This window comes from Allosphingosinicella sp., from assembly GCF_036570505.1.
In the GTDB taxonomy this organism is placed as follows: domain Bacteria; phylum Pseudomonadota; class Alphaproteobacteria; order Sphingomonadales; family Sphingomonadaceae; genus Allosphingosinicella.
The window spans coordinates 12,430-33,162 of the sequence record NZ_DATCYB010000107.1 but is presented as its reverse complement, the minus strand read 5'-3'; the positions used below and the strand labels follow the sequence as shown (position 1 = coordinate 33,162).

The window sequence follows — 20,733 nt, the reverse complement described above, 5'->3', positions numbered from 1 at the left end:
CGCCGCCATAGGCGCGCTGTCCCTCGAAGACGGACGAGGCGTAGTGGAGCGCGTGGGTCAGCACATGGATGTTGGCCTCGCGCCAGGGCACCAGCTTGCCGTCGAACCAGATCCACCCGTCGCGGTCGTCATAGCTGCGCTGGTCCGTCATTTCGGCCCCGATTCTCCATGTGGGAAGTCTGTGGGCGGGATAAGGCTGACCGCCCGGTCGGTCAACTTGAGGTGCCGCGCGCTTCCTCGGCCATTTCGAGGCTGCGCCGCCGCCCGGCTTCGAGCGTCCGCCGAATAAGGGCTTCGAGCGCGCCATCCTCGTCGAGGACATTGAGCCCCGCCCGCGTCGTGCCGCCGGGGCTGGCGACCCGATCCGCCAGCGTAGCTGGGCTCTCCGCCTCCGAAGCAGCGAGCGCGGCCGCGCCTTCAACCATCGCCTTGGCCAAGCGCCCCGCCTGATCTTTGGAAAGGCCCAATGTCTCTCCCCCCGCCGCCAGCGCATCGATGAAGCGGAACAGGAAGGCCGGCCCCGCGCCCGACAGGATTCCCGCGATCTGAAACAGCGCCTCGTCGTCGAACCGTTCCACTGTCCCGAGCGCCGCCATCAACCCCTCGACCAGCGCGATGGCGTGCCCGTCCTCGCTGTCGGTGAACAGGTTGGTGACTCCCTTGCCGAGCTTCGCCGGCGTGTTCGGCATCGCCTTCACGATCGTGCGCGGCGTCGGGAAGCGGGCCCGCAGCGAGGAAAGCTCGATCCCGGCGAGAATGGAAATCAGGATCGTCTCTTCATCGAGGATCGGAGCGAGCAGCGGCGCGACAGCGTCGATCTTCCGCGGCTTGGTGCCCAGCATCACCAAGGCAGGCACCTCGTCCTCCGGATAATCGGTCACGACGCGCACGCCATCGGCGACGGGTGCGCCGCTCGGGCGGATGACGGTGATCCGGGCGCGCTCGATGCCTGTCGCCAGCCAGCGCTCCAGCATCGCGCCGGCCATATTGCCGCAGCCGACGAGCCAGAACGGCCCGGGCAGCGCCGGCACGCTCATCTCAGGCTTCGCCCTGCGTCTCGATCAGGGCGGCGGCGATGGCTTCGGCGGGGGTCTTGTCGGCCCAGAGCACGAACTGGAAGACGGGGTAGAAGCGTTCGCATTCCTCGATCGCGGCTTCGACCAGCGTCTCGGCTTGCTGCACCGTCAGCGTGCCGCCCTCCTCGCCTTCCAGCAACGCGGCGTGGCGGAAGAGGACGAGGCCGGAGGTCTGCCATAACTCGAAATGGCCGAGCCAGAGCTGCTCGTTGATGAGGCCGATCGTCTCATAGGTCTGGGCGCGCTTGTCGGCGGCGACGCGAATATCGGGAAGGGCGAGGAACTGGAGGACATTGTCGTCGTCCCGCCAGATCGCCCGTAATTCATATTGCGCCCAGCTGCCCTGAAAGGTGGCGACGATCTCTTCATCGCCGTTTCTTTCATAAGCCCAGCCATGGGCGCTGAAATAATGTTCGAGCATATCGATGGGCGCGCTCGTTTCGCGCTCCATCTCGAACTCGTCGGTATTCATCATCGCGTCCTGCGCCCAGCTACTGGTGATGGAATCGTGCACTCGACGCTAATCAAGCGCAAGGGGAAGCGCCGGTGCGCCGCAACAAAGTTGTGGATTAGTCGCCCCGGCCGGCTGATGCCGCGCGAGGCTTGGCCTTCGTCGCGGCGGCCTTCTTCGCCGCCGGCTTCCTGTCCTCCAGCTTGTCGATCCGCGCCTTCAGGGCCTCGTTCTCCTCGCGGGCGGCGACGGCGATCGCCTTCACCGCCTCGAACTCGTCGCGGCTCACCATGTCCATGCCGCCGACCCATTCGCGCACCCGCTCGCGGAAATTCGCCTCGGCCTCGCGACCCATGCCGGCGAAGGTGCCGGCGGCGCCGTTCAGCACCTTTACGAAATCGTCGAACATACGGTTTTCGGACTGCATGCCGCGTCCTCCCTTCGAAAAGTCTTCAGATGAGGATATCGGCGCTGCCTTCGCTCGGCACAAGGGCATCCGCCCCGGGATTGAGAACCACGATCTGGTAGTTGAGATAGGCCGCGAAGCAGAGCCAGGCGATATAGGGGAGCATCAGGAGTGCGGCCGCCTTCCGGATCCGGGCGATGAGCCAGGTTGCGGCGACCGACAGGACGATCATCGCCGCGATCATTGTGAGCCCGGTCGCGACCTCGCGAAAGACGAAGAAAACCGGAGACCAGGCAAAGTTGAGCAGGAGCTGCGCCAGAAAGAGCGCGAGCGCTTGTACCCGCCTTTCAGCACCGCGCGCATGAAGGATCATCGCCAGCACCAGGCCCAGCCAGATGTAAAGCAACGTCCACACGGCGGCGAACACCCAGCCCGGGGGCATCGCCTCGGGTTTCACCAGAGCGTCGAACCACGGGTTACCGTAGCCATTACCCGATGCGCGGCCGGAAAGCGTTCCCAGCAACAAGACGAGGGGAATCGTGACCAGCGCATAGCGCAGAAAGGACATGCGCAACTGCGCTCTCGACGCGATTCCGGTCATCCTGGTCCCCTTATTCCGCCGGCAATGGCCGCGCGAGCTGCGCCTCCAGCGTGCGGCTCACTTCCTCGGGCGACCCTGTAAAGCGCGCGAGGCGTGAGTAAAGCAGGGGAATTAGAAATAGCGTGATCGCGGTGGCGATGGAGACGCCCCAGACGATGACGACGCCGATGGCGGTGCGCGCCGCTGCGCCGGCACCGGTGGCGAGCATCAGCGGCACGGCGCCGGCGACGGTCGCGATCGAGGTCATCAGGATCGGGCGAAGGCGACGGCGGGAAGCCTCGCGGATGGCGGTGCCGATGTCCTTGCCGGCGTCGCGCAGCTGGTTGGCGAACTCGACGATGAGGATGCCGTTCTTGGCGGCGAGGCCGACCAGCATGACGATGCCGACCTGGCTGTAGAGATTGAGCGTCTGCCCCATCACCGCGAGGCCGATGATGCCGCCCGCAACCGCCAGCGGCACCGTGGTGATGATGACGGCCGGGTGGACGAAGCTTTCGAACTGCGCGGCGAGCAGCAGATAGACGATCAGGATCGTCAGCGCGAAGACGATGGCGATCGATCCGCCCGCCTCCTTGAACGACTTGCTCTCGCCCCGGTAACCGATGGCGGTGACTTCCGGCGAAGCCATGGCCTGCGCCTCCAGCCACTCCAGCGCCGCGCCGAGCGAATAGCCGGGCGCCAGGCCGCCCTCCAGCGTGATCGCGCGGAGCTTGTTGAAACGACCAAGCTCCCGCGCTCCCGCCGTTTCCTGGGTGGTCACGAGGTTCGACAGCGGCACCAGCACGCCGGTTCGGCTCCTCACGTAAATGGAGGCGAGGTCGGCTTCGGTGGCCCGCTCCGGGCCTTCGGCCTGAACGACGACGCGATATTCCTCGCCCCGGTCGATGTAGGTGGTGACGCGGCGGGAGCCGAGCAGCGTCTGGAGCGCCTGGCTCACCTCGTTGACCGAAACGCCAAGATCGCCCGCCCGGGTCGTATCCACCTCGATGCGGAGCTGGGGCTTGGTTTCCTTATAGTCGGAATCGAGGTTGATGATGCCGGGATTATTCTGCGCGGCGGCGAGGATGCGGTCGCGCGCCACGACAAGATCCTCATAAGTGCTGCCGGCGATCACGAAATTGATCGGCTGGCCCCGGCCGCGACCGAGAGACGAGCGCACCGCCGCATTGCCGCGCACCGCGGGCAGCGTGGCGAGGCGCCTGTTCACCTCGTCGACGACATCCTGCGTCGTCTTCTCGCGCTCCTCCCAAGGCTTCAGGAAAACGGTGATCGCGCCGCTGTTGAAATCGTCGCTGGCCCCGTAGCCGCCCGGCGTGCGGGTGATGACCGTGCGAACCGCCCCTTCGTTCAAGAGCGGCAGCAGCTGCTCCTGCGCGGCGAGCACATATTCGTCCATCTGCTCATAGCCGGTGCCGAGCGGCGCGGTGACGTTGGCGGAGAGGACGCCGACGTCCTCGGCCGGCGCCAGCTCCGATTCCAGGGTCAGGAACAGGACGCCGGCGACGGCGAGAAGGCCGCCGACCGCCGCCACCGGGATCAGCGGCCGCTCGATGGCCGTATCGAGCCGCCGCGCATACCAGGCCTCCAGCCGCTTGAAGCGGTCGTCGATCCATCGGGCCAGCCGCCCCCGCTCCTCGTGGCGCAGCAGCTTGGAACAGAGCATCGGCGCGAGACTCAGCGCGAGGAAGCCCGAGAAGGCGACCGCGCCGATCATCGCGGCAGCGAGCTCCCGGAAGAGCAGGCCGGTTGTGCCGGCGATGAACATGATCGGCACGAACACGGCGCACACCACCAGGGTTGTCGAGACGATGGCGAAGGCGACCTGCCGCGCACCCTGATAGGCGGCGGCGAGCGGCGGATCGCCTTCCTCGATGCGGTGGTAGATATTCTCCAGCATGACGATGGCGTCGTCGACGACGATGCCGATCGACAGCACTAAAGCGAGCAGGGTCAGGAGGTTGATCGAATAGCCGAGCATCCACAGCACAGCGAAGCTCGCCAGCATGCAGATCGGCACCGTCACCGCGGGGATCAGCGTCGCCCGCCAGCTTCCGAGGAACAGGAAGATGACGAGCACGACCAGTACTGCCGCCTCCGCCAATGTGACCCAGACCTTTTCGATGGCGCGGTTGATGAACTCCGAATCGTCCGAGCCGACCGATATGGTCATCCCCTCGGGCAGGGTCGGCGCGATATCCCCAGCGACCTGCTTGGCGGCGTCGGCGACGGCGAGCGTGTTGGCCCCCGACTGGCGGACGATGCCGAGACCGACGGCGGGCTGGCCGTTGGATCGAAAGGCGGAATAGGGATTCTCCGGCCCCACCTCGACCCTCGCGATATCCCCGATGCGGACGAGATAACCGTCATTCCCCCGACCGACGACGAGCGAGGAGAATTCGGCCGGCGTCGAGAAAGGCCGTTCGACGCGCAAGGTCACATTCTGGGCATTGGATTCCAGGCGTCCGGCGGGAAGCTCGACATTCTGGGTGCGAAGGGCGGTTTCGACGTCCGCGGGCGTCAGCCCGTAGGCCGCCAGTCGCGCGGGCCTAAGCCAGATCCGCATTGCCGGCCGCGCGTCGCCGGCGACGAACACCCGCGCCACGCCGTCGATCGAGGAGAAACGGTCGACGATGTTGCGGTCGACATAGTCGCTGAGACGGAGGCGGTCCCAGCCCGGCTTGGAGATGACCAGGAACATGATCGGCGAGGCGCTGGAATCGGCCTTGCGCACCTCCGGCGGACGCGCCTCGTCGGGAAGGTCGTCGCTGGCGCTGCCGATACGGTCGCGCACGTCGTTGGCGGCGACGTCGACGTCGCGGCCCGGGGCGAATTCGAGGCTGATGTCGGACTCGCCGTCCTGGGACCGCGAGGTGATCGTCTCCAGCCCCTCGATGCCGGAGAGCCGCTCCTCGAGAACCTGGGTGATGCGGCTTTCGACGACGCTCGCCGCGGCGCCCGTGTAAACGGTGTCGACGGAGACGACCGGAGGATCGACGTCCGGATATTCGCGGATGGAGAGGCTGAAGAAGCCGACGATGCCGACCACCACCGTCAGCATCGCCAGCACGGCGGCAAAGACGGGACGTTTGACCGAGACGTCGGAGAGTTTCATCGCCTCCTCGCCTAGCCGCCCTTGGCGGCGCCGCCGGAGCCGCGCGGCGCGGCGTTTCGCGCGCCCGCCAGCCGGACCTTCATGCCATCGGTCAGCTTTACCACACCTTCGGTCACGACGCGCTGCCCGGGTGTCAATCCGTCGACAATCTCGATCCGGCCGCCGGAACGGATTCCCGTCCGGACTTCGGTTCGCCTGGCAACAGCATCGTCACCCAGGACGAAGACGAAGCGTTCGTCTCCCTCGCCGATAACGGCGAGTTCGGGCACCGACAGCGACATGCGCGGCTGGGTTTCGATCGCGACGGTCAGCAGCATGCCGGGCTTCAGCCTGCGATCGGGATTGGGGAGCACGGCCCGGACGGTAACCGCGCGCGTGGCGGGATCGATCACCGGCGCGATCGTGGCGATTTGGCCGCGAAAGGGCTGGTCCGGCCAGGCGGCGGCGCGCGCCACGATCGGCTGGCCCGGGCGGATCGACGACAGCATCGTCTCCGGCACCGGGAAGTCGAGCTTGATCTGGCTGATGTCGCTGATCGTCACGATCTCGTCGCCGGCGTTCACGACCGCGCCGCGGGAGATGTTCCTCAGCGACACCCAGCCCGAGAAAGGCGCTTCGACGATGCGGTCGCCGATCTGCGCCCGAGCGCCGGCCGCCGACGCCCGGGCCTGAGCGGCGAGCGCGGCCTGGGTATCAAGGCTGCTCTGGGTGGCGAAGCCGCGTTCCCGCAGCGCCTCGACCCGTTGCAGTTGCTGCTGCGCCTCGCGAGCCCGCGCCTGTGCTTCATTAAGTTGGGCGCTCTCTTCGGACACGGCGAGGACCGCGATCGTCTGACCGCGCGTCACAAAGTCGCCATCCTCGAAATTCAGGCGCACGATCCGTTCGGTCACCGGCGCGGCCAGGGTCACCTGCTCATTGGCGCGGGCCGTGCCGACCGCCTTGATCGCATCGACGAAGCGCATCGTCGTCGCCGGCGCCGCGCTCACCACGGGCGCCGGTCGCTCGCGCTCCGCCCCCTCGCCATTCCCGCAGGCGGCAAGCCCCAGCAAAGCCAGTGAAATCAGGGTCCTGAATATGCGCACGAAGAGCCGCTACGCGTTGGCGGGCGGTTCTTCAAGTGCGGTGAGCCGCAATCAGGAACTCGACATTTCCTTCGGGTCCCGTGATCGGGCTTGGGGTGATTCCCTCGACACGCCATCCGCGCCCTTCCAGCCAGTCCGAAACCGTCCGGCAGACGCGCTCATGCACTGCGGGGTCGCGCACCACGCCGCCCTTGCCGATCTCGCTTCGCTCCGCCTCGAACTGCGGCTTGATCAGCGCGATCAGGCGCCCGCCGGGCGTGGCGAAATCGAGCGCCGTATCGAGCACCTTGGCGAGACCGATGAAGCTCGCGTCGCAGACGACGAGGTCGACCGGCTCGGTGACGATGTCGGGCGTCAGGTAGCGCGCATTTGTCTTCTCGTGGACGACGACGCGCGGGTCCCGCCGCAGCTTCCAGGCAAGCTGGTTGGTCCCGCTGTCGACTGCGAACACCTTCGCTGCCCCCTTCTGAAGCAGCACGTCGGTGAACCCGCCGGTCGACGACCCCACGTCGATGGCCACCGCCCCCGTCACGTCCCAGCCGAAATGCTCCAGCGCATGCGCCAGTTTCACCCCGCCGCGCGATACCCACGGATGCTCCCGCCCCCTCACCTCCAGCGGCGCATCGGCGGCCAGCATCTGCCCGGCCTTTTGAACCCTGGCCTCGCCCGAAAAGACGAGCCCGGCGAGAATAAGCGCCTGCGCTCTGGCGCGGCTTTCCACGAGCCCGCGTTCCACCAGAAGCTGATCGGCGCGGACCCTGGTCATGACGGGCTGGTGCTTATCTGGTTCACGTGAAGGGGCGAAGCGGTGAGCTTGGTGTGATTGTTCAAAACTCGCTTCATACCCTCGCGAAATGTCGAGGCTCCGAAGTTCATGAGCAACCGCAAGGGCTGCTGGGTCAGCCTCAGATAGGTGAGCAGCTGCTTCCCATGGACCGGGGCAAGCCGCTCGACCGATTTTATCTCGATGGTAAGGGTGCCGCCGACCAACGGATCGGCCCTGAGGCCATCGCGTAGGATCATTCCGTCATATTCGATATCGATCAGCATTGCGGTTCTGTTCAATCAGCGACCTGGCTCAGTCCTCAGAATTGACAGGCGGCATGGCCGCCACGCGGGGGCCATCAGTCGCGCGTGAATTGGATCAGGAATCAATCACTTGTTTCGCGGACGGGGATGGTTTTGGCACGGCACGTCCCCATATCAGCCTTGCTCGAGAGTGAGGGCGGTATCGGGCGGCTCCGTCGCTTATCCCCTTTCGCGGCGGAGCCTTCTCTTACGCTCGCGCGCCTTCGACCACGTCCGCGCTGTTGTGGCGCAGCGCCTTCAGCACCGTGGCGACGATCGCGTCGGCGTCCAGCCCTGCCTCGGCATATTGCTTTTCCGGCTTGTCTTGCTCCTGGAACCGGTCCGGCAGGCGCATGGTGCGCAGCTTAAGGCCGGCGTCGGTAAGGCCGGCGTCGCTCGCCAGAGTGAGGACATGGGCGCCAAGGCCCCCGACCGCGGCCTCCTCGACGGTGACGGCGACTTCATGAGTGGTCAGCAGGCCGCGGATCAGCGCCTCGTCGAGCGGCTTGGCGAAGCGAAGGTCGGCGACGGTGGTCGAGAGGCCCTTGCCCTCCAGCGCCTCGGCGGCCTTCAGCGCCTCCTCCAGCCGCGTGCCGAGCGAAAGGATCGCGACCTTCTTTCCCTCGCGAACGATCCGGCCCTTGCCGATTTCCAGCCGCTCAGGCGTCGCCGGCAGCGGCACACCGGTGCCGTTGCCGCGCGGGTACCGCACGGCGATGGGACCGCTGTCGTGGAGCGCCATGGTGTGGACCATGTGGACGAGCTCGGCCTCGTCGGCGGCCGCCATCACCGTGAAGTTGGGAAGGGTGCAGAGATAGGCGAGATCGAAGCTGCCGGCGTGGGTCTGCCCGTCCGCGCCGACCAGCCCCGCCCGGTCCATCGCGAAACGCACCGGCAGGTTCTGGATGGCGACGTCGTGGACGACCTGGTCGTAGGCGCGCTGCAGGAAGGTCGAATAGATCGCCGCGAACGGCCGATAGCCCTGCGCCGCCAGGCCCGCCGCGAAGGTCACCGCATGCTGCTCCGCGATGCCGACATCGAAGGTGCGGTCGGGAAATTTCGCCCCGAACTTGTCGAGCCCGGTGCCGGACGGCATCGCGGCGGTGATCGCCACCACCTTGTCGTCGCGTTCCGCCTCGCCGATCAGCGCCTTGGCGAAGACGTTCGTATAGCTCGGCGGCCCCGCCGGCGCCTTGGCCTGCTCGCCCGAGACCACGTCGAACTTCTGCACGCCATGATATTTGTCGGCCGCCGCCTCGGCCGGCGCATAGCCCTTGCCCTTCTTGGTGACGACGTGGACCAGCATCGGCCCTTCGTCGGCGTCGCGGACGTTTTCGAGGATATCGACCAGCCGCTCGACGTCATGCCCGTCGACCGGCCCGACATAGTAGAAGCCCAGCTCCTCGAAAAGCGTGCCGCCCGTCACCATGCCGCGGGCATATTCCTCGGCCTTGCGGGCGGCGTTGTGGAGTGGCTGGGGGAGCTTGCGGGCGAAGCGCTGCGCCAGATGCCGCACCGACAGGTATTTGCCCGAGCTCACCAGCCGCGCCAGATAATGCGACAGTCCGCCCACCGGCGGCGCGATCGACATGTCGTTGTCGTTGAGGATCACGATCAGGCGATTGCCCGCCTGATGCGCGTTGTTCATCGCTTCATAGGCCATCCCGGCCGACATCGCCCCGTCGCCGATGACGGCGATCGCCTTGCCCGGCGCATCGGCGAGCTTGTTCGCCACCGCGAAGCCGAGCGCGGCCGACATGGAGGTCGAGCTGTGCGCCGCTCCGAAGGGATCGTATTCGCTCTCGGACCGCTTGGTGAAGCCGGAGAGGCCGCCGCCCATGCGGAGGGTCCGGATGCGGTCGCGCCGGCCTGTCAGGATCTTGTGCGGATAGCATTGATGGCCGACATCCCAGACCAGCCGGTCGCGGGGCGTCTCGAAAACGTAATGGAGGGCTACGGTGAGCTCGACCACGCCCAGGCCCGCCCCCAGATGCCCGCCCGTCACCGAGACGGCCGAGATCGTTTCCTCGCGCAGCTCGTCGGCGAGTTGGCGCAACTGGTCCTTGGCGAGGGCGCGCAGCCGATCGGGCGTCTGGACGGTGTCGAGAAGCGGCGTGGGCGGTCGTTCGGTCATTGGAATCGCTGGTCCTTGTCGGCCGCCGCTCTTAGACCGCCCCGCCCCAACTGTCGACATAGGCTCGGGGGCTGAGCGGTCAGTCCTCGTCGCAGTCGCTGCAGCGGCCGCGGACCTCGATCACCGGCCGGACGGCGGAGAAGCCCGCCTGCCGCGCCGCCGCGCGGACGCCGCCAGCCAGGCTGTCGTCGTCGATATGGGTCGCCTGTCCGCAATTGTCGCAGATGAGGAAGATGCAGTCGTGGAGGCAGTCGGGATGCTCGTTGGCGATATAGGCGTTGGCGCTTTCCACCCGCCGCGCCAGGTTGGCGCCGACGAACAGATCGAGGATGCGATAGACGCTGTTCGCCGCGACCCGCCGCCCCTGCTCCTTCGAGACCCTGTCGGCGATGTCATAGGCCGAGGCGGGCTTGTCGAAGCCGGCCAGCGCCTCGAACACCGACGCGCGCATTGTCGTCCACTGCTCGCCCGACCGCTCCATCGTCGCCTTGGCGGCGCTCGCCAGCGATTTGCCGGCATGGATATGATGCACATGGGCCATGGCAGGTGATTTAGGCCGATATGCCGCCCGGAACAAGGAGCAGCGTACCCATCCGGACCGGATTGCGGCAGGCCGGCGTCAGATCGCCGCGCGGCGGTTAAGATCGTGGCCGAGGGCGAGGATCGTGACGCCGAAGAGCGTATAGACGATCTCGAGGCCGCTATGCGGAAGCGTCAGAGCCCCGGCCATCACGCCGAGGCCCATTCCACCGACGGCGGCAGGCATCATATAGCCATGCTCGACGACGCCGCGGCCGAGCGCGACAAGGCCGAGCGCGATCGCGAGAACGAGGCCCACTTCATGGATGACGGGACTGACCAGCAGCCCCGCGGCCGAGGCCAGCACAGCGACCAGCACCGCGCTCGCCAGGCAGTGGACGAGACACAGCCCCGACAGGCCGATGGCCAGCCGATCGAGCGCTCCTCCTCTTGCCGTTTCCGCGAACATGATGCCGTCGATTCCTCGTGTGGCGCTGTTATAATGCGCCGAGCGTAAAGTTACAACATAACATTCAGCGAAAAGTTGCGATTGGCAAGCTGCGTCGGCGGGGCCATATCGCGCATCATGGCTTCCCAGGCACCTTTCACCGCTCCGGCCACCGCTTCGGCGCCGGCGGCCTCGCGTGCGCGGCCCGGCGCGCTCCCCAGCTGGCTGTTCGCGGTCGCCGCGCTCGTCTTCCTGATGGTGGTCATCGGCGGCATCACCCGGCTTACCGAGTCGGGTCTCTCCATGGTCCGCTGGGAACCGGTTTCGGGCGCGATACCACCACTCGATGCCGAGGCGTGGCAGGCCGAGTTCGACGCCTACCGCCAGAGCCCGCAATATATCGAGATCAACCGGGGCATGTCCCTGGCCGAGTTCAAGGAAATCTATTTCTGGGAATATGTCCACCGGCTGCTCGGCCGCGTCATCGGCCTGGCCTTTGCCCTCCCGCTCCTCTGGTTCTGGGCGCGTCGCGCCATTCCAGCCGGCTATGGCTGGCGCCTCGTCGGCCTGCTCGCACTGGGCGGTCTTCAGGGGGCTATCGGCTGGTGGATGGTCGCCTCGGGCCTGATTGACCGGCCGGAGGTCAGCCACATCCGCCTCGCCGTCCACCTCCTCGCCGCCCTGCTCATCTTCGCCGCCTTGATCTGGACCGCGCTCGACCTCCTCGCCCTGGCACGTGATCCCGCCGCCCGCCCGGCACGAATGCCGACCCTGGCCATCTGGACATTGTCGATCCTCGCCCTCCAGCTCCTCTTCGGCGCCTACACGGCCGGATTGGAAGCGGGCTACGCCTTCGCGAGCTGGCCCAAAATGGGCGATGAATGGTTCCCCAGCGGCACACCGATGCTGGAGCCTTTCCTCGGCAACTTCGTCGACAACCCGATCGTCGTCCAGTTCGTCCACCGCTGGCTGGCCTTCGCCGTCGCCGGCGTCGCCGCTATCCTCGCCGCCGAAGCCTGGCGCCGCAAATACCCCCTTCCCGCCGTTGCGGTCATCGGTGCCGTCCTCCTCCAGATCATGCTCGGCATCGCCACCCTGATGAGCGGCGTCGCCCTCTGGATCGCCGTCGCCCACCAGGCGATGGCCGCCCTCCTCCTGGCCAGCATCGTGTGGACGGCGCACCGGCTGGGCGAGCGGAACGCATGACGACGATCCTCAAGACCGAAACCGTCTCGGTCTACGTCGTCTTCGCCTCCGACGAGGAGGCCCGCCGCATCGGCCGCGAGATGATCGAGCGCCGCTATGCGGCCTGCGTCAACATCCTCGGCCCCTGCCACTCCATCTACCGCTGGCAGGGCAATATCGAGGAAAGCACCGAGGTAGCCGCCATCTTCAAGACAAGCTGGGAGTCGGGCCAGCCCCTCGCCGCCGCCATCACCGAACGCCACAGCTACGCCGTCCCCGCCATCGCCATCTGGCCCATCGCCGCGACGAGCCTCGCTTACCAATCCTGGGTTTTGGAGAATAGCGGCGCCGCGGCGCGCTAAGATCGCGAACAACAGGGCACGTCATTGGGAGGAGCGAAGCGACGCGGCCATCCAGAGGGCGATTAATTGGTTTACTGACCCCGCCACGAGCTCGACCGGGCGCAACGCCTCCGCCCGCTTGAGGCCCGGCGCGACCTTGAGCACACGCTCGACAAGATCGAGACGACCGAACGCGAATGGATGCATGCGCTGGAGCCGCCCGGCGAGGGCGATGCCCCCACGATCCAGATGCTGAAGGGGCCGTCTGCGTCGGCGTTGGAAGTGGAGAGCGAAGCCTCCCCGTCTCTCCCTCGCCTCACGCTCAAACGTGTAACGTCTGTAACACTTAAGGGCGGCTCAGGCTCGTTCCCCGGCGAAACGGCCTTTGAATGCCTGCGGTATCATGCTACCCCTCACCAAACCCGCGCTATCCTTGACTTCGCGGCACCTCCCTGCCATTTGGCCGCCTTCGGCGCCGCTCCAGAACGGGCGGCGCGAATCGTTCAATAAGAGGTCTGCCCCATGAAGGCGCTGATGAAGACCACCAAGTCGGCCAAGCCGGCCGAGGTGGAGAAGAAGTGGCATCTGATCGATGCCGACGGACTGGTGGTCGGGCGTCTCGCTTCGATCGTCGCCAACATCCTGCGCGGCAAGCACAAGCCGAGCTATACCCCGCATGTCGATTGCGGCGATCATGTCGTCATCATCAACGCGGACAAGGTGAAGTTCACCGGCAAGAAGCTGACCGACAAAATCTATTACAAGCACACCGGCTATGCTGGCGGCATCAAGGCGACAACGCCGGCCAAGGTGCTCGAAGGCCGCTTCCCCGAGCGCGTGCTTGAAAAGGCGATCGAGCGCATGATCCCGCGCGGGCCGCTGGGCCGCGACCAGATGCGCGCCCTTCATCTTTATGCCGGCACCGAGCATCCGCACGGCGGCCAGTCCCCTGAAACTCTCGATGTCGCGGCCATGAACCGCAAGAACAAGGTGGGTGCCTGATGTCCGATACCCGTCAATCGCTGTCCGACCTTAAGGATCTCGCCCAGGGCGAGGCCGCCGCTCCGGCGCCCCCCCCCGCCGAAGGCGAGGAAGCGCCGGTCCAGCCGGCCCCGCCCGAGGCGCCGCTTCGCGAGCAGCAACTCGACAAGCAGGGCCGCGCCTATGCGACCGGCCGCCGCAAGGACGCGGTCGCCCGCGTGTGGCTGAAGCCCGGCTCCGGCCAGATCATCGTCAACGGCCGCGACCAGGCGGTCTATTTCGCGCGCCCGACGCTGCGCCTCGTCATCAACCAGGTGTTCGACATCACCGAGCGCCGCGGCCAGTATGACGTCGTCGCGACGGTCAGCGGCGGCGGCCTCTCCGGCCAGGCCGGCGCGGTCAAGCACGGCATCAGCCAGGCGCTGACCCGCTACGAGCCGGCGCTGCGTACCACCGTCAAGCGCGCCGGCTTCCTCACCCGCGACAGCCGCGTCGTCGAGCGCAAGAAATACGGCAAGGCCAAGGCCCGCCGCAGCTTCCAGTTCTCGAAGCGCTAAGCGCACGCGCCAAAGCGATTGCGAAGGGCGGTCCAGCGATGGGCCGCCCTTCTTGTTTCAACTGCCTCAGTGCAATTGCAGTTTCTTCAGCCAGTCCTCAACGGAGGTCGCGAGGAACACGTCGCGGATCTTGACGGCGAGGTCGGCCGCGGCTTCCGCCGGGCCCATGGCGGCATCGCCGCGGCGATGGCGCTGAGAGGGACCTTGCTCCCGCAAGGACGCCAACTTCGCAGTGTCGTTCAATCTCTCGCCGTCGCGCGCCTCACCGAACGCGTGTGGGTGAGTGGCGGCATTGCCGGGCAAGTTTCACCGGCTGCCGGGCCGGCGTCATCATCGGCTGGTAGGCGAACGGCCGCGACCAGGCCGTCTATTTCGCTTGGCCCATCGGCCCGGACACGTTCCGGTCCGCCTTTTGGTGCTCACCAAGCCACGGCCCTCGGATTCCTCGCTGGGAAGGCGTATTAGGCCTCCGGCTCATGGCCAACAGCAGGAGGACCGAAATGAAACAGCTTGTTCTCGCGATCGCGGCGGGTTCGCTCGCCTTTTCCGCCGGCACCGCGTCGGCGCAGAGCGCGCCCGGCGGCACGCACAACATCGCAACGCCCGACGAAATCGCCTGGAGTGCAGGCCCGACTTCCCTGCCGGCGGGAACACAAGGAGCGCTGCTTTACGGCGATCCCACTAAGGAAGGCCCGTTCCTGCTCCGCCTCAAGATGCCGGCAGGTTACAAGATTCCGCCGCACAGCCATCCCCGCCCCGAGATCGTGACGGTCATATCGGGCGCCTTCCACGTCGGCATGGGGGAGACCGCGGACGCCGCCAAGGCGAGGCGTCTTCCCGCCGGCAGCTATTTCGCGTTCGATCCCGGCATGAACCATTATGCCCATGTCGAGGAAGAGTCGGTCGTTCAGCTGAGCAGCGTCGGGCCGTGGGCGATCAACTATGTGAACAAGGCGGACGACCCCCGCACCAAGTGAGCTTGCCCTTTAGCCGCTAGGGCAGCTCGCGCGCCGCCGCGAGCACGGCCTCGGCGTGGCCGGGAACCTTCACCTTGCGCCAGACGCGCTTGATGACGCCGTCGCGGTCGACGAGGAACGTGGCGCGGTCGATGCCCATATATTTGCGGCCGTACAGGCTCTTTTCGACCCAGGTGCCGAAGGCTTCGCAGACCGACCCATCCGGATCGGTCGCGAGCGGCACCTTGAGGTCGTATTTTTCGGTGAACTTGCGGTGCTTCCTCGCATCGTCCTTGGAGACGCCGAGGATCCAAGTCCCCGCCTTCTCGAATTCCTCGACCAGCGCGGTGAAGTCCTGCGCTTCGCGGGTGCAGCCGGACGTGTCGTCCTTCGGATAGAAATAAAGGACCAGCTTCTGGCCCTTGAAATCGGCCGGATGGACCGGCTTTCCCTCCATCCCCTCCAGCGCCACATTGGGTACGGGATCGCCTTCGGCCAGCATCGTCAGTCTCCCTTGTCGGCGGCGACGTCGCGCCACAGTTCGAAAATGCTGTGCCGGGCTTCGTCATGCGCCGCAAGCAGGCTGTCCCAATCCGCCATGCCGCAGGCCCGTGCCACCAGCGGCCGCGTCGCCTCGGGCGGCGTGTCGGAGGCCGGCGAGACGAGGCGGAAGGTGACGAGCATCCGGGTGAGAAGGCGGTGGGCTTGCTCGATCCCGGGCGGGATCAGGCCCTGGGCGGCAAGTTCGGCCACGGCCCGGTCGAGTTGCGGGTGGAGCCCGGTGCGGTGGCGCAGCTGGAGCACCTGGACGGCGAATTCGAGATCGACGAGGCCGCCGTCGCCCAGCTTGATGTCGTAGGGGCCGTTGGCCGGCTTGTGCGCGGCCATCTCGGCCCGCATCTTCGCCGCGTCGGCGGTCACCACGGCCGGATCGCGCGGCATCAGCAGAATGCCGTCGACAATGCGCTGGAGCGACGCGCGCCCTGCGACCGAACCATAGACCGGGCGGGCCCGCGTCAGCGCCATATGCTCCCAGGTCCAGGCGCGCTCCTGCTGATATTCGGCGAAGCTCGGCAACGAGACGGCAACGAGCCCATCCTTGCCGGAGGGGCGCAGGCGAGTATCGACGTCGTAAAGCGGCCCTGCCGCCGTCGGCACCGACAGCGCGGCGCTCACCCGGGGAGCGAGACGATTGAAATAATCAGTGGCACCCAGCGGCTTCTGCCCGTCCGAGCGCGCCTCGTGCGATCCGGAGAAGAGATAGATGAGATCCAGATCCGAGGCGTGGGTCAACGCCTCGCCGCCGAGACGCCCAAGCCCGAGGATGAGGAGTTCCGATTCCGGAATCCGCCCGTGGACCGCCTCGAACTCCGCCACCGTGGCGTCGGCCAGCACGCGAAGCGCCGCCTCGGCCACACGCGCATAGCCGCCGGCGACTTCCAGCGGGTCGCTGCGCGCGGCGACCAATTGCACGCCGAGGGCAAAGCGAGCGCCGTTGACACGGCGGCGGACCCGGTCGAGCAGCCACTGATAATCCTCGTCCGCTCGGTCCGCCCGGGCGAAATCCTTCGCCAGCGCCTCGACCGGGCGCGCGGGCTCCAGCGCGCTGGAATCGATCAGCCCGTCAAGCAGCTCAGGGCGGCGGCCGAGCTGCTCCGCCAGCGCGGGCGCATGGCTGAGCAAGGTGGCGAGCAACTGCGTCAGGCCCGGCCTCGCCTCGAGCAGCCGGTAGAAATTGACGCCGCTCGGCAGCTTCGTGACGACGTCGTCGAAGCGGTTCATCGCTCGCATGCCGTCCGGGGAAGCGCCAAAGGCGTCCACCAGCGCGGGAAGCATCGCCTCGAACGCCTCGCGCGCCGTGCTCGCCCGGAGCGAGCGTGCCTTGCCCGAACGCCAGCTTTCGACCCGAAGGCGCGCCGCGATCGGATCGTCGAACCCCGCCCTCGCCAGTCGCTCCTCAAGCGTCTCCACGTCGCGCGGCAGCCGCTCGTCGTCGGCTTCGTCCAGCTTGTCATAGGCCGCGCCGACGCGGGCGACATGCGGCTCGAGGAGGGCGAGCAAGGCCTGACCATCGTCGAGCCCGTGTAGGCGTGCCACCCGGTCGAGCGCGCCGGCGTCGGTCGGCACGGTGTGGGTCTGCTTGTCCTCGACCATCTGCAGCCGGTGCTCGACGGTCCGGAACAGTCGATAGGCCTCGACCAGGTCCGACGCCTCGTCGCCGGAGATGCGGCCGGCCTTCGAGAGCGTCGCCAGCGCGTCGAGGGTCGCGGGCTCGCGCAGCGCCGGTTCGCGCCCGCCGTGGATGAGCTGGTGGATCTGGGCGAAGAATTCGATCTCGCGGATGCCACCCCTGCCGCGCTTAAGGTCGAATCCAGGGCCGAACCTTTGTCCCTGGGCATAATGGTCGCGGATCCGCCGACTGATCGACCTCAGCTCTCCGATCGCGCCGAAATCGAGGCTGCGGCGCCACACGAACGGATGGATGGCGTCGAGGAAATAGCGACCGAGCGCCCGGTCGCCGGCGACGCAGCGGGCGCGGATGAAGGCGGCGCGCTCCCAAGGGAGGGCACTCGATTCATAATAAGAGATGGCGGCGTTGACCGGGAGCGCGATCGGAGTCGCTTCGGGAGAGGGGCGAAGGCGGAGGTCGACGCGGAAGACATAACCTTCCGCATCCCTCTTCTGCAGCGTCTCGATCACCCGCTGGCCGATACGGACCGCCGCCTGCGCCGGCTCCTCGCGAAGTTTCACCGGAAGAGTGGCCGGATCGAACAGCAACAGGAGGTCGATGTCCGAGGAGTAGTTGAGCTCCCGGCTACCGAGCTTGCCGAGCGCGATGATCGCGAAGCCCCTGGGCTCCGCGCCCGGCGTTCGCGCCTCGATCGCCGCGTCGAGCGCCTGTTGAAGCGCGCGGTCGGCAAAGTCCGAAAGTTCCGTCACCACGCGTTCCAGCGGAAGCGTCCCCGCCAGATCGCCAACGCCGAGAACGAGCGCCAATCCACTTCGCTCGCGGCGCAGCGCCGCCCCCACGTCCGGCGCGCCCGCGCCGCTCGCTTTCGCCATTACGAGTGCTCCAGACACGGCTCCGGCGCGCAGCGTTTCAGCCAGATCGGGCCTCGATCCGAGCTGCAGCTTGAGGAAAGGCGAGTACATTTCCGCCCGTCCCAGAGCGGCCTCGGCCTGTCGATCGGCGGATGTGTCGGTCATGCAACAGGACAGATCAGTTCCGTTTGGGAAGCGCAACCTTTGAAACCCGGCGGAACAAAATGCGTTCTTAGCAGGTGAATATGATGAATCCGAGAAAAGAGGCCATGGTCAAAGCATGCTCCCGCCGCTTCGTGAAGGTGGCACCCCCCACCGTGCACGCCGGCGTGGGCAATGCCTTGCGCGAGGCCTTCGCCATGGACGGCGAGATGCGTTCGCTCGACCAGTTCGAGTCACTGCTCGCCAAGCTCGACTAGACGCTTTAGCGCCGCCGGCCGGGAATGCGGCCGGCCGCCGCGGCATCCCGGACAATCTAACCCTGCGGATCCCGATCCCGGCTGAGGTCGTCGACCTCGCTCATGATCGATTGCAGCGCCGTCTTGCTGGCGTCGCTTTCATGCTCGCGCCGCGACGGGAGCTTGCCCTCGGTGAGCAGCGTCTCCAGCGCGACCCGGCCGCGGGCGACGCGGCTCTTGATCGTGCCGACGGCGCAGCCGCAGATTTCCGCCGCCTCCTCATAGGCGAACCCGCCCGCGCCGACGAGGATCAGCGCCTCGCGCTGCGGCTGCGGCAAGTGCATCAGCGCCCGCTGCATGTCGCCGAGCTCGACGTGACGGTCCTGGCTGGCGGGGGCCGCGAGGAGCTTGGAGGCGGTCAATTCATCCCATTCTCCCTTGAAGCGGGCGCGGCGCATCTGGGAGAGGAAGAGATTGCGCAGGATGATGAAGGTCCAGGCCCGCATATTGGTCCCGGCCTGGAAGCGTTTCCGCGCCGCCCAGGCCTTCAGCAACGTCTCCTGCACCAGGTCGTCGGCGAGGTCGCGGCTGCCCGACAGGGATCGCCCGAACGCGCGCAGATGCGGGATCACCTGGGCGAGCTGATCCTTGAACTCGCCGTCGGGCAGCGGCACCAGTTCCTCTCGGGGGCGGTCTTCATCATCGAACGTTACTGGCTTCTGGCCGGCCATCAGGCTGCCCCCGGGAATGTGCTGACAATTATGACGGCACGACAATTGCCGCCAGACTTCGTTTCGGAAACTAACGCGCTATAGCCAAAGGAATATGATCAGCGCGAAGAGGATTACAACGAGGGTGACCGAAATGGGCAGGATGTATCGGGTCATGTGAGGAGTCGTGCCCGCGCGCGCCTCCGTTTTGCCGATATGCTGTTCGCCTTCATCCATAAGCGGAGCGTTTCCTCAATACTCTGAAACTTGTTCCCGCAACGCCCGCCGGCCCGGCGTTGTTCCCCGGAGCCGTCACACGGCCGGAACGGTCGCGCTGTCGAAGAAGAGGGCCTGGGCGATCGCCGCCTTCACGGTAGAGCGCTGGAACGGCTTGGTGATGAGAAAGGTCGGCTCCGGGCGCTCGCCGGTCAGAAGCCGCTCGGGGAAGGCGGTGATGAAGATGACCGGGACCGAGAATTCGCCCAAAATATCCTTGACCGCATCGATGCCCGAACTGTCGTCGGCGAGCTGGATGTCGGCGAGGACCAGGCCTGGACGCTTGGCCATCGCCTGCGCCACCGCTTCGTCGCGGGTGACGGCCACGCCGGTGACGCTGTGGCCGAGGTCGCGGACGATCGTCTCGATATCCATGGCGATGATCGGCTCGTCCTCGATGATGAGGACTTCAGCGCGGGTCTGGCGCTCGATCTCGGCCAGCGCTTCGGCGACGAGCGACTCGACCTCGTCGGCGGACGCGCCGATCAGATAGCCGGTGTCCTCGGGCGTGAAGCCCTCCATAGCGGTCAGCAGCAGCGCCTGGCGCGACAACGGCGTGATCCGCGCGAGGCGCGCCTGGGCTATGCCCTCGGGCTCTCGGGTATCGGCCTCGGGATCCTCCTCGATATTGGCCGACGACCAGATGGCATGGAAGGTCCGGTAAAGACCCAGCCGCGGATCGACGTCACGCGGAAAATCGTCGGGCGCGGCGACGATCGCTTCCAAGGTCGCCCGGACGAAGGCGTCGCCATGCCCCTGGCTGCCGGTTAGAGCGCGGGCATAGCGCCTGAGGAAAGGGAGATGGGGCGCGAGTTCCTGGCCGAGCGACATGTTCGTTACGACTCCTGCATGATGTCTTGCCGGTGTTGTGATTGGCCGCCCCCCGCTTTGCAACCCTGCCTGGACGCGGCGGCAAAGAGGATGGACATGCAAAAGAAAACGGCCCGGCCCGCTCCCTCTCAGGACATGGAACCAATGGGCGACTTTTTTGTTTCCATGGCGACGCGGACCGTTAAAACGCTCCGAGTAGAGGGGTCTGTTCGGGTCCGGTCCGCACCAGCACAGGATCGGCGGGCACGCACTGAAATTTTGAAGCGGGCGCGGCCTCGGGTCGCGAGGGGTAGATCGATTTGACTTTTGAGCATGAAAAGGATGGCGACCGCCGGCGCAAACCCCATCCTCCGACAGAGGCCGACATTCCCAACCCATCACGACCAAAAGAGAAGCGGCCCGACAATCCGGAGCTGGGGCTGGCTTTAAGGACTGTCTATCAGCGTACGGTGGAGGAGGAGATTCCGCCGGAAATGCTCGACTTGCTCGGAAAACTGGGGTGATCTGCTTCGGAAAACGGTCATCGCAGGGTGGATCGAGAGGATAGAGGCTGGTTCGC

The 20,733-nt window shown here is 66.6% G+C and carries 24 protein-coding genes; 7 read left to right on the top strand and 17 right to left on the bottom strand.

Annotation, left to right across the window (positions count from 1 at the left end; genetic code table 11):
- Nucleotides 1-212: 212 nt before the first annotated feature.
- The 11 genes from proC to VIR62_RS13310 form a co-directional block, all read right to left on the bottom strand.
- Nucleotides 213-1,037: a pyrroline-5-carboxylate reductase gene (gene proC / locus VIR62_RS13360; protein ID WP_431872027.1), complete on the bottom strand. Its 825-nt coding sequence runs from the start codon at nt 1,035-1,037 to the stop codon at nt 213-215.
- A gap of 1 nt (nt 1,038) precedes the next feature.
- A complete protein-coding gene (locus tag VIR62_RS13355; protein WP_431872032.1) occupies nt 1,039-1,551 on the bottom strand; it encodes a YbjN domain-containing protein in 513 nt (170 codons plus the stop codon).
- A 94-nt stretch (nt 1,552-1,645) separates the two neighbouring features.
- Entirely contained in the window at nt 1,646-1,954 is a 309-nt protein-coding gene (locus tag VIR62_RS13350; protein ID WP_431872026.1) for an accessory factor UbiK family protein, read from the bottom strand.
- A gap of 25 nt (nt 1,955-1,979) precedes the next feature.
- Entirely contained in the window at nt 1,980-2,534 is a 555-nt protein-coding gene (locus tag VIR62_RS13345) for a TspO/MBR family protein (protein WP_431872024.1), read from the bottom strand.
- Between the two features lie 10 nt (nt 2,535-2,544).
- On the bottom strand, nt 2,545-5,646 hold the full coding sequence (locus VIR62_RS13340; RefSeq protein ID WP_431872022.1) for an efflux RND transporter permease subunit: 3,102 nt from the start codon (nt 5,644-5,646) through the stop codon (nt 2,545-2,547).
- Between the two features lie 11 nt (nt 5,647-5,657).
- The gene (locus VIR62_RS13335) at nt 5,658-6,722 is read right to left on the bottom strand and encodes an efflux RND transporter periplasmic adaptor subunit (RefSeq protein WP_431872029.1); all 1,065 of its coding nucleotides are present in this window, start codon (nt 6,720-6,722) and stop codon (nt 5,658-5,660) included.
- A gap of 37 nt (nt 6,723-6,759) precedes the next feature.
- Nucleotides 6,760-7,494, bottom strand: a complete 735-nt coding sequence (locus VIR62_RS13330; RefSeq protein WP_431872020.1) for a TlyA family RNA methyltransferase — start codon at nt 7,492-7,494, stop codon at nt 6,760-6,762.
- Complete coding sequence (locus VIR62_RS13325; RefSeq protein ID WP_431872018.1) at nt 7,491-7,793, bottom strand: GxxExxY protein; 303 nt, start codon at nt 7,791-7,793, stop codon at nt 7,491-7,493. Before VIR62_RS13325 ends, VIR62_RS13330 begins: the two co-directional genes overlap by 4 nt.
- A gap of 211 nt (nt 7,794-8,004) precedes the next feature.
- Nucleotides 8,005-9,930, bottom strand: a complete 1,926-nt coding sequence (gene dxs, locus VIR62_RS13320; protein WP_431872017.1) for a 1-deoxy-D-xylulose-5-phosphate synthase — start codon at nt 9,928-9,930, stop codon at nt 8,005-8,007.
- Between the two features lie 79 nt (nt 9,931-10,009).
- Nucleotides 10,010-10,471, bottom strand: a complete 462-nt coding sequence (locus VIR62_RS13315) for a Fur family transcriptional regulator (protein ID WP_431872015.1) — start codon at nt 10,469-10,471, stop codon at nt 10,010-10,012.
- 78 nt (nt 10,472-10,549) lie between these two features.
- Complete coding sequence (locus tag VIR62_RS13310) at nt 10,550-10,918, bottom strand: MerC domain-containing protein (protein ID WP_431872013.1); 369 nt, start codon at nt 10,916-10,918, stop codon at nt 10,550-10,552.
- Nucleotides 10,919-11,035: 117 nt separating this feature from the next.
- On the opposite strand from VIR62_RS13310, the gene VIR62_RS13305 reads away from it, so the two are divergent.
- Nucleotides 11,036-12,103: a COX15/CtaA family protein gene (locus VIR62_RS13305; RefSeq protein WP_431872012.1), complete on the top strand. Its 1,068-nt coding sequence runs from the start codon at nt 11,036-11,038 to the stop codon at nt 12,101-12,103.
- A complete protein-coding gene (gene cutA, locus VIR62_RS13300; protein ID WP_431872011.1) occupies nt 12,100-12,444 on the top strand; it encodes a divalent-cation tolerance protein CutA in 345 nt (114 codons plus the stop codon). Before VIR62_RS13305 ends, cutA begins: the two co-directional genes overlap by 4 nt.
- Nucleotides 12,445-12,465: 21 nt before the next feature.
- On the opposite strand, the gene VIR62_RS13295 is transcribed toward cutA, so the two are convergent.
- On the bottom strand, nt 12,466-12,630 hold the full coding sequence (locus tag VIR62_RS13295) for a hypothetical protein (protein ID WP_431872009.1): 165 nt from the start codon (nt 12,628-12,630) through the stop codon (nt 12,466-12,468).
- A gap of 315 nt (nt 12,631-12,945) precedes the next feature.
- Here VIR62_RS13295 and rplM point away from each other — a divergent pair, with 315 nt between their 5' ends.
- Together rplM and rpsI are read left to right on the top strand one after the other, a co-directional pair.
- On the top strand, nt 12,946-13,425 hold the full coding sequence (rplM, locus tag VIR62_RS13290; RefSeq protein ID WP_431872008.1) for a 50S ribosomal protein L13: 480 nt from the start codon (nt 12,946-12,948) through the stop codon (nt 13,423-13,425).
- The gene (gene rpsI / locus VIR62_RS13285; RefSeq protein ID WP_431872006.1) at nt 13,425-13,961 is read left to right on the top strand and encodes a 30S ribosomal protein S9; all 537 of its coding nucleotides are present in this window, start codon (nt 13,425-13,427) and stop codon (nt 13,959-13,961) included. Before rplM ends, rpsI begins: the two co-directional genes overlap by 1 nt.
- Nucleotides 13,962-14,027: 66 nt before the next feature.
- Here the strand turns inward: rpsI and VIR62_RS13280 are convergent, their stop codons facing one another.
- Complete coding sequence (locus tag VIR62_RS13280; RefSeq protein WP_431872004.1) at nt 14,028-14,204, bottom strand: hypothetical protein; 177 nt, start codon at nt 14,202-14,204, stop codon at nt 14,028-14,030.
- A 257-nt stretch (nt 14,205-14,461) separates the two neighbouring features.
- Between VIR62_RS13280 and VIR62_RS13275 the strand changes: the two genes are divergently transcribed.
- Nucleotides 14,462-14,938 (top strand): cupin domain-containing protein, encoded by a 477-nt coding sequence (locus VIR62_RS13275; protein WP_431872003.1) that lies wholly within the window; start codon nt 14,462-14,464, stop codon nt 14,936-14,938.
- 16 nt (nt 14,939-14,954) lie between these two features.
- On the opposite strand, the gene VIR62_RS13270 is transcribed toward VIR62_RS13275, so the two are convergent.
- Together VIR62_RS13270 and VIR62_RS13265 are read right to left on the bottom strand one after the other, a co-directional pair.
- Complete coding sequence (locus VIR62_RS13270; RefSeq protein WP_431872001.1) at nt 14,955-15,419, bottom strand: peroxiredoxin; 465 nt, start codon at nt 15,417-15,419, stop codon at nt 14,955-14,957.
- A 2-nt stretch (nt 15,420-15,421) separates the two neighbouring features.
- Nucleotides 15,422-18,124 (bottom strand): bifunctional [glutamine synthetase] adenylyltransferase/[glutamine synthetase]-adenylyl-L-tyrosine phosphorylase, encoded by a 2,703-nt coding sequence (locus VIR62_RS13265; protein WP_431872000.1) that lies wholly within the window; start codon nt 18,122-18,124, stop codon nt 15,422-15,424.
- Between the two features lie 104 nt (nt 18,125-18,228).
- Between VIR62_RS13265 and VIR62_RS13260 the strand changes: the two genes are divergently transcribed.
- Entirely contained in the window at nt 18,229-18,378 is a 150-nt protein-coding gene (locus VIR62_RS13260) for a hypothetical protein (RefSeq protein WP_431871998.1), read from the top strand.
- A 56-nt stretch (nt 18,379-18,434) separates the two neighbouring features.
- Here the strand turns inward: VIR62_RS13260 and VIR62_RS13255 are convergent, their stop codons facing one another.
- Together VIR62_RS13255 and VIR62_RS13250 are read right to left on the bottom strand one after the other, a co-directional pair.
- Nucleotides 18,435-19,088, bottom strand: a complete 654-nt coding sequence (locus tag VIR62_RS13255; RefSeq protein WP_431871996.1) for a sigma-70 family RNA polymerase sigma factor — start codon at nt 19,086-19,088, stop codon at nt 18,435-18,437.
- A gap of 291 nt (nt 19,089-19,379) precedes the next feature.
- On the bottom strand, nt 19,380-20,174 hold the full coding sequence (locus tag VIR62_RS13250; protein ID WP_431871995.1) for a response regulator: 795 nt from the start codon (nt 20,172-20,174) through the stop codon (nt 19,380-19,382).
- A gap of 299 nt (nt 20,175-20,473) precedes the next feature.
- On the opposite strand from VIR62_RS13250, the gene VIR62_RS13245 reads away from it, so the two are divergent.
- Nucleotides 20,474-20,677: a NepR family anti-sigma factor gene (locus tag VIR62_RS13245; protein WP_431871994.1), complete on the top strand. Its 204-nt coding sequence runs from the start codon at nt 20,474-20,476 to the stop codon at nt 20,675-20,677.
- Nucleotides 20,678-20,733: the final 56 nt, after the last annotated feature.

What these genes read in the sequence shown, in the direction of transcription:
- VIR62_RS13270 (WP_431872001.1), bottom strand. Translation starts at nt 15,419, where the DNA reads ATGCTGGCCGAAGGCGATCCCGTACCCAATGTGGCGCTGGAGGGGATG.
- proC (WP_431872027.1), bottom strand. Translation starts at nt 1,037, where the DNA reads ATGAGCGTGCCGGCGCTGCCCGGGCCGTTCTGGCTCGTCGGCTGCGGC.
- VIR62_RS13310 (WP_431872013.1), bottom strand. Translation starts at nt 10,918, where the DNA reads ATGTTCGCGGAAACGGCAAGAGGAGGAGCGCTCGATCGGCTGGCCATC.
- VIR62_RS13340 (WP_431872022.1), bottom strand. Translation starts at nt 5,646, where the DNA reads ATGAAACTCTCCGACGTCTCGGTCAAACGTCCCGTCTTTGCCGCCGTG.
- VIR62_RS13295 (WP_431872009.1), bottom strand. Translation starts at nt 12,630, where the DNA reads ATGCATCCATTCGCGTTCGGTCGTCTCGATCTTGTCGAGCGTGTGCTC.
- cutA (WP_431872011.1), top strand. Translation starts at nt 12,100, where the DNA reads ATGACGACGATCCTCAAGACCGAAACCGTCTCGGTCTACGTCGTCTTC.
- dxs (WP_431872017.1), bottom strand. Translation starts at nt 9,930, where the DNA reads ATGACCGAACGACCGCCCACGCCGCTTCTCGACACCGTCCAGACGCCC.
- VIR62_RS13315 (WP_431872015.1), bottom strand. Translation starts at nt 10,471, where the DNA reads ATGGCCCATGTGCATCATATCCATGCCGGCAAATCGCTGGCGAGCGCC.
- VIR62_RS13305 (WP_431872012.1), top strand. Translation starts at nt 11,036, where the DNA reads ATGGCTTCCCAGGCACCTTTCACCGCTCCGGCCACCGCTTCGGCGCCG.
- VIR62_RS13260 (WP_431871998.1), top strand. Translation starts at nt 18,229, where the DNA reads ATGGTCAAAGCATGCTCCCGCCGCTTCGTGAAGGTGGCACCCCCCACC.
- rplM (WP_431872008.1), top strand. Translation starts at nt 12,946, where the DNA reads ATGAAGGCGCTGATGAAGACCACCAAGTCGGCCAAGCCGGCCGAGGTG.
- VIR62_RS13345 (WP_431872024.1), bottom strand. Translation starts at nt 2,534, where the DNA reads ATGACCGGAATCGCGTCGAGAGCGCAGTTGCGCATGTCCTTTCTGCGC.
- rpsI (WP_431872006.1), top strand. Translation starts at nt 13,425, where the DNA reads ATGTCCGATACCCGTCAATCGCTGTCCGACCTTAAGGATCTCGCCCAG.
- VIR62_RS13275 (WP_431872003.1), top strand. Translation starts at nt 14,462, where the DNA reads ATGAAACAGCTTGTTCTCGCGATCGCGGCGGGTTCGCTCGCCTTTTCC.
- VIR62_RS13355 (WP_431872032.1), bottom strand. Translation starts at nt 1,551, where the DNA reads ATGATGAATACCGACGAGTTCGAGATGGAGCGCGAAACGAGCGCGCCC.
- VIR62_RS13250 (WP_431871995.1), bottom strand. Translation starts at nt 20,174, where the DNA reads ATGTCGCTCGGCCAGGAACTCGCGCCCCATCTCCCTTTCCTCAGGCGC.
- VIR62_RS13350 (WP_431872026.1), bottom strand. Translation starts at nt 1,954, where the DNA reads ATGCAGTCCGAAAACCGTATGTTCGACGATTTCGTAAAGGTGCTGAAC.
- VIR62_RS13330 (WP_431872020.1), bottom strand. Translation starts at nt 7,494, where the DNA reads ATGACCAGGGTCCGCGCCGATCAGCTTCTGGTGGAACGCGGGCTCGTG.
- VIR62_RS13265 (WP_431872000.1), bottom strand. Translation starts at nt 18,124, where the DNA reads ATGACCGACACATCCGCCGATCGACAGGCCGAGGCCGCTCTGGGACGG.
- VIR62_RS13255 (WP_431871996.1), bottom strand. Translation starts at nt 19,088, where the DNA reads ATGGCCGGCCAGAAGCCAGTAACGTTCGATGATGAAGACCGCCCCCGA.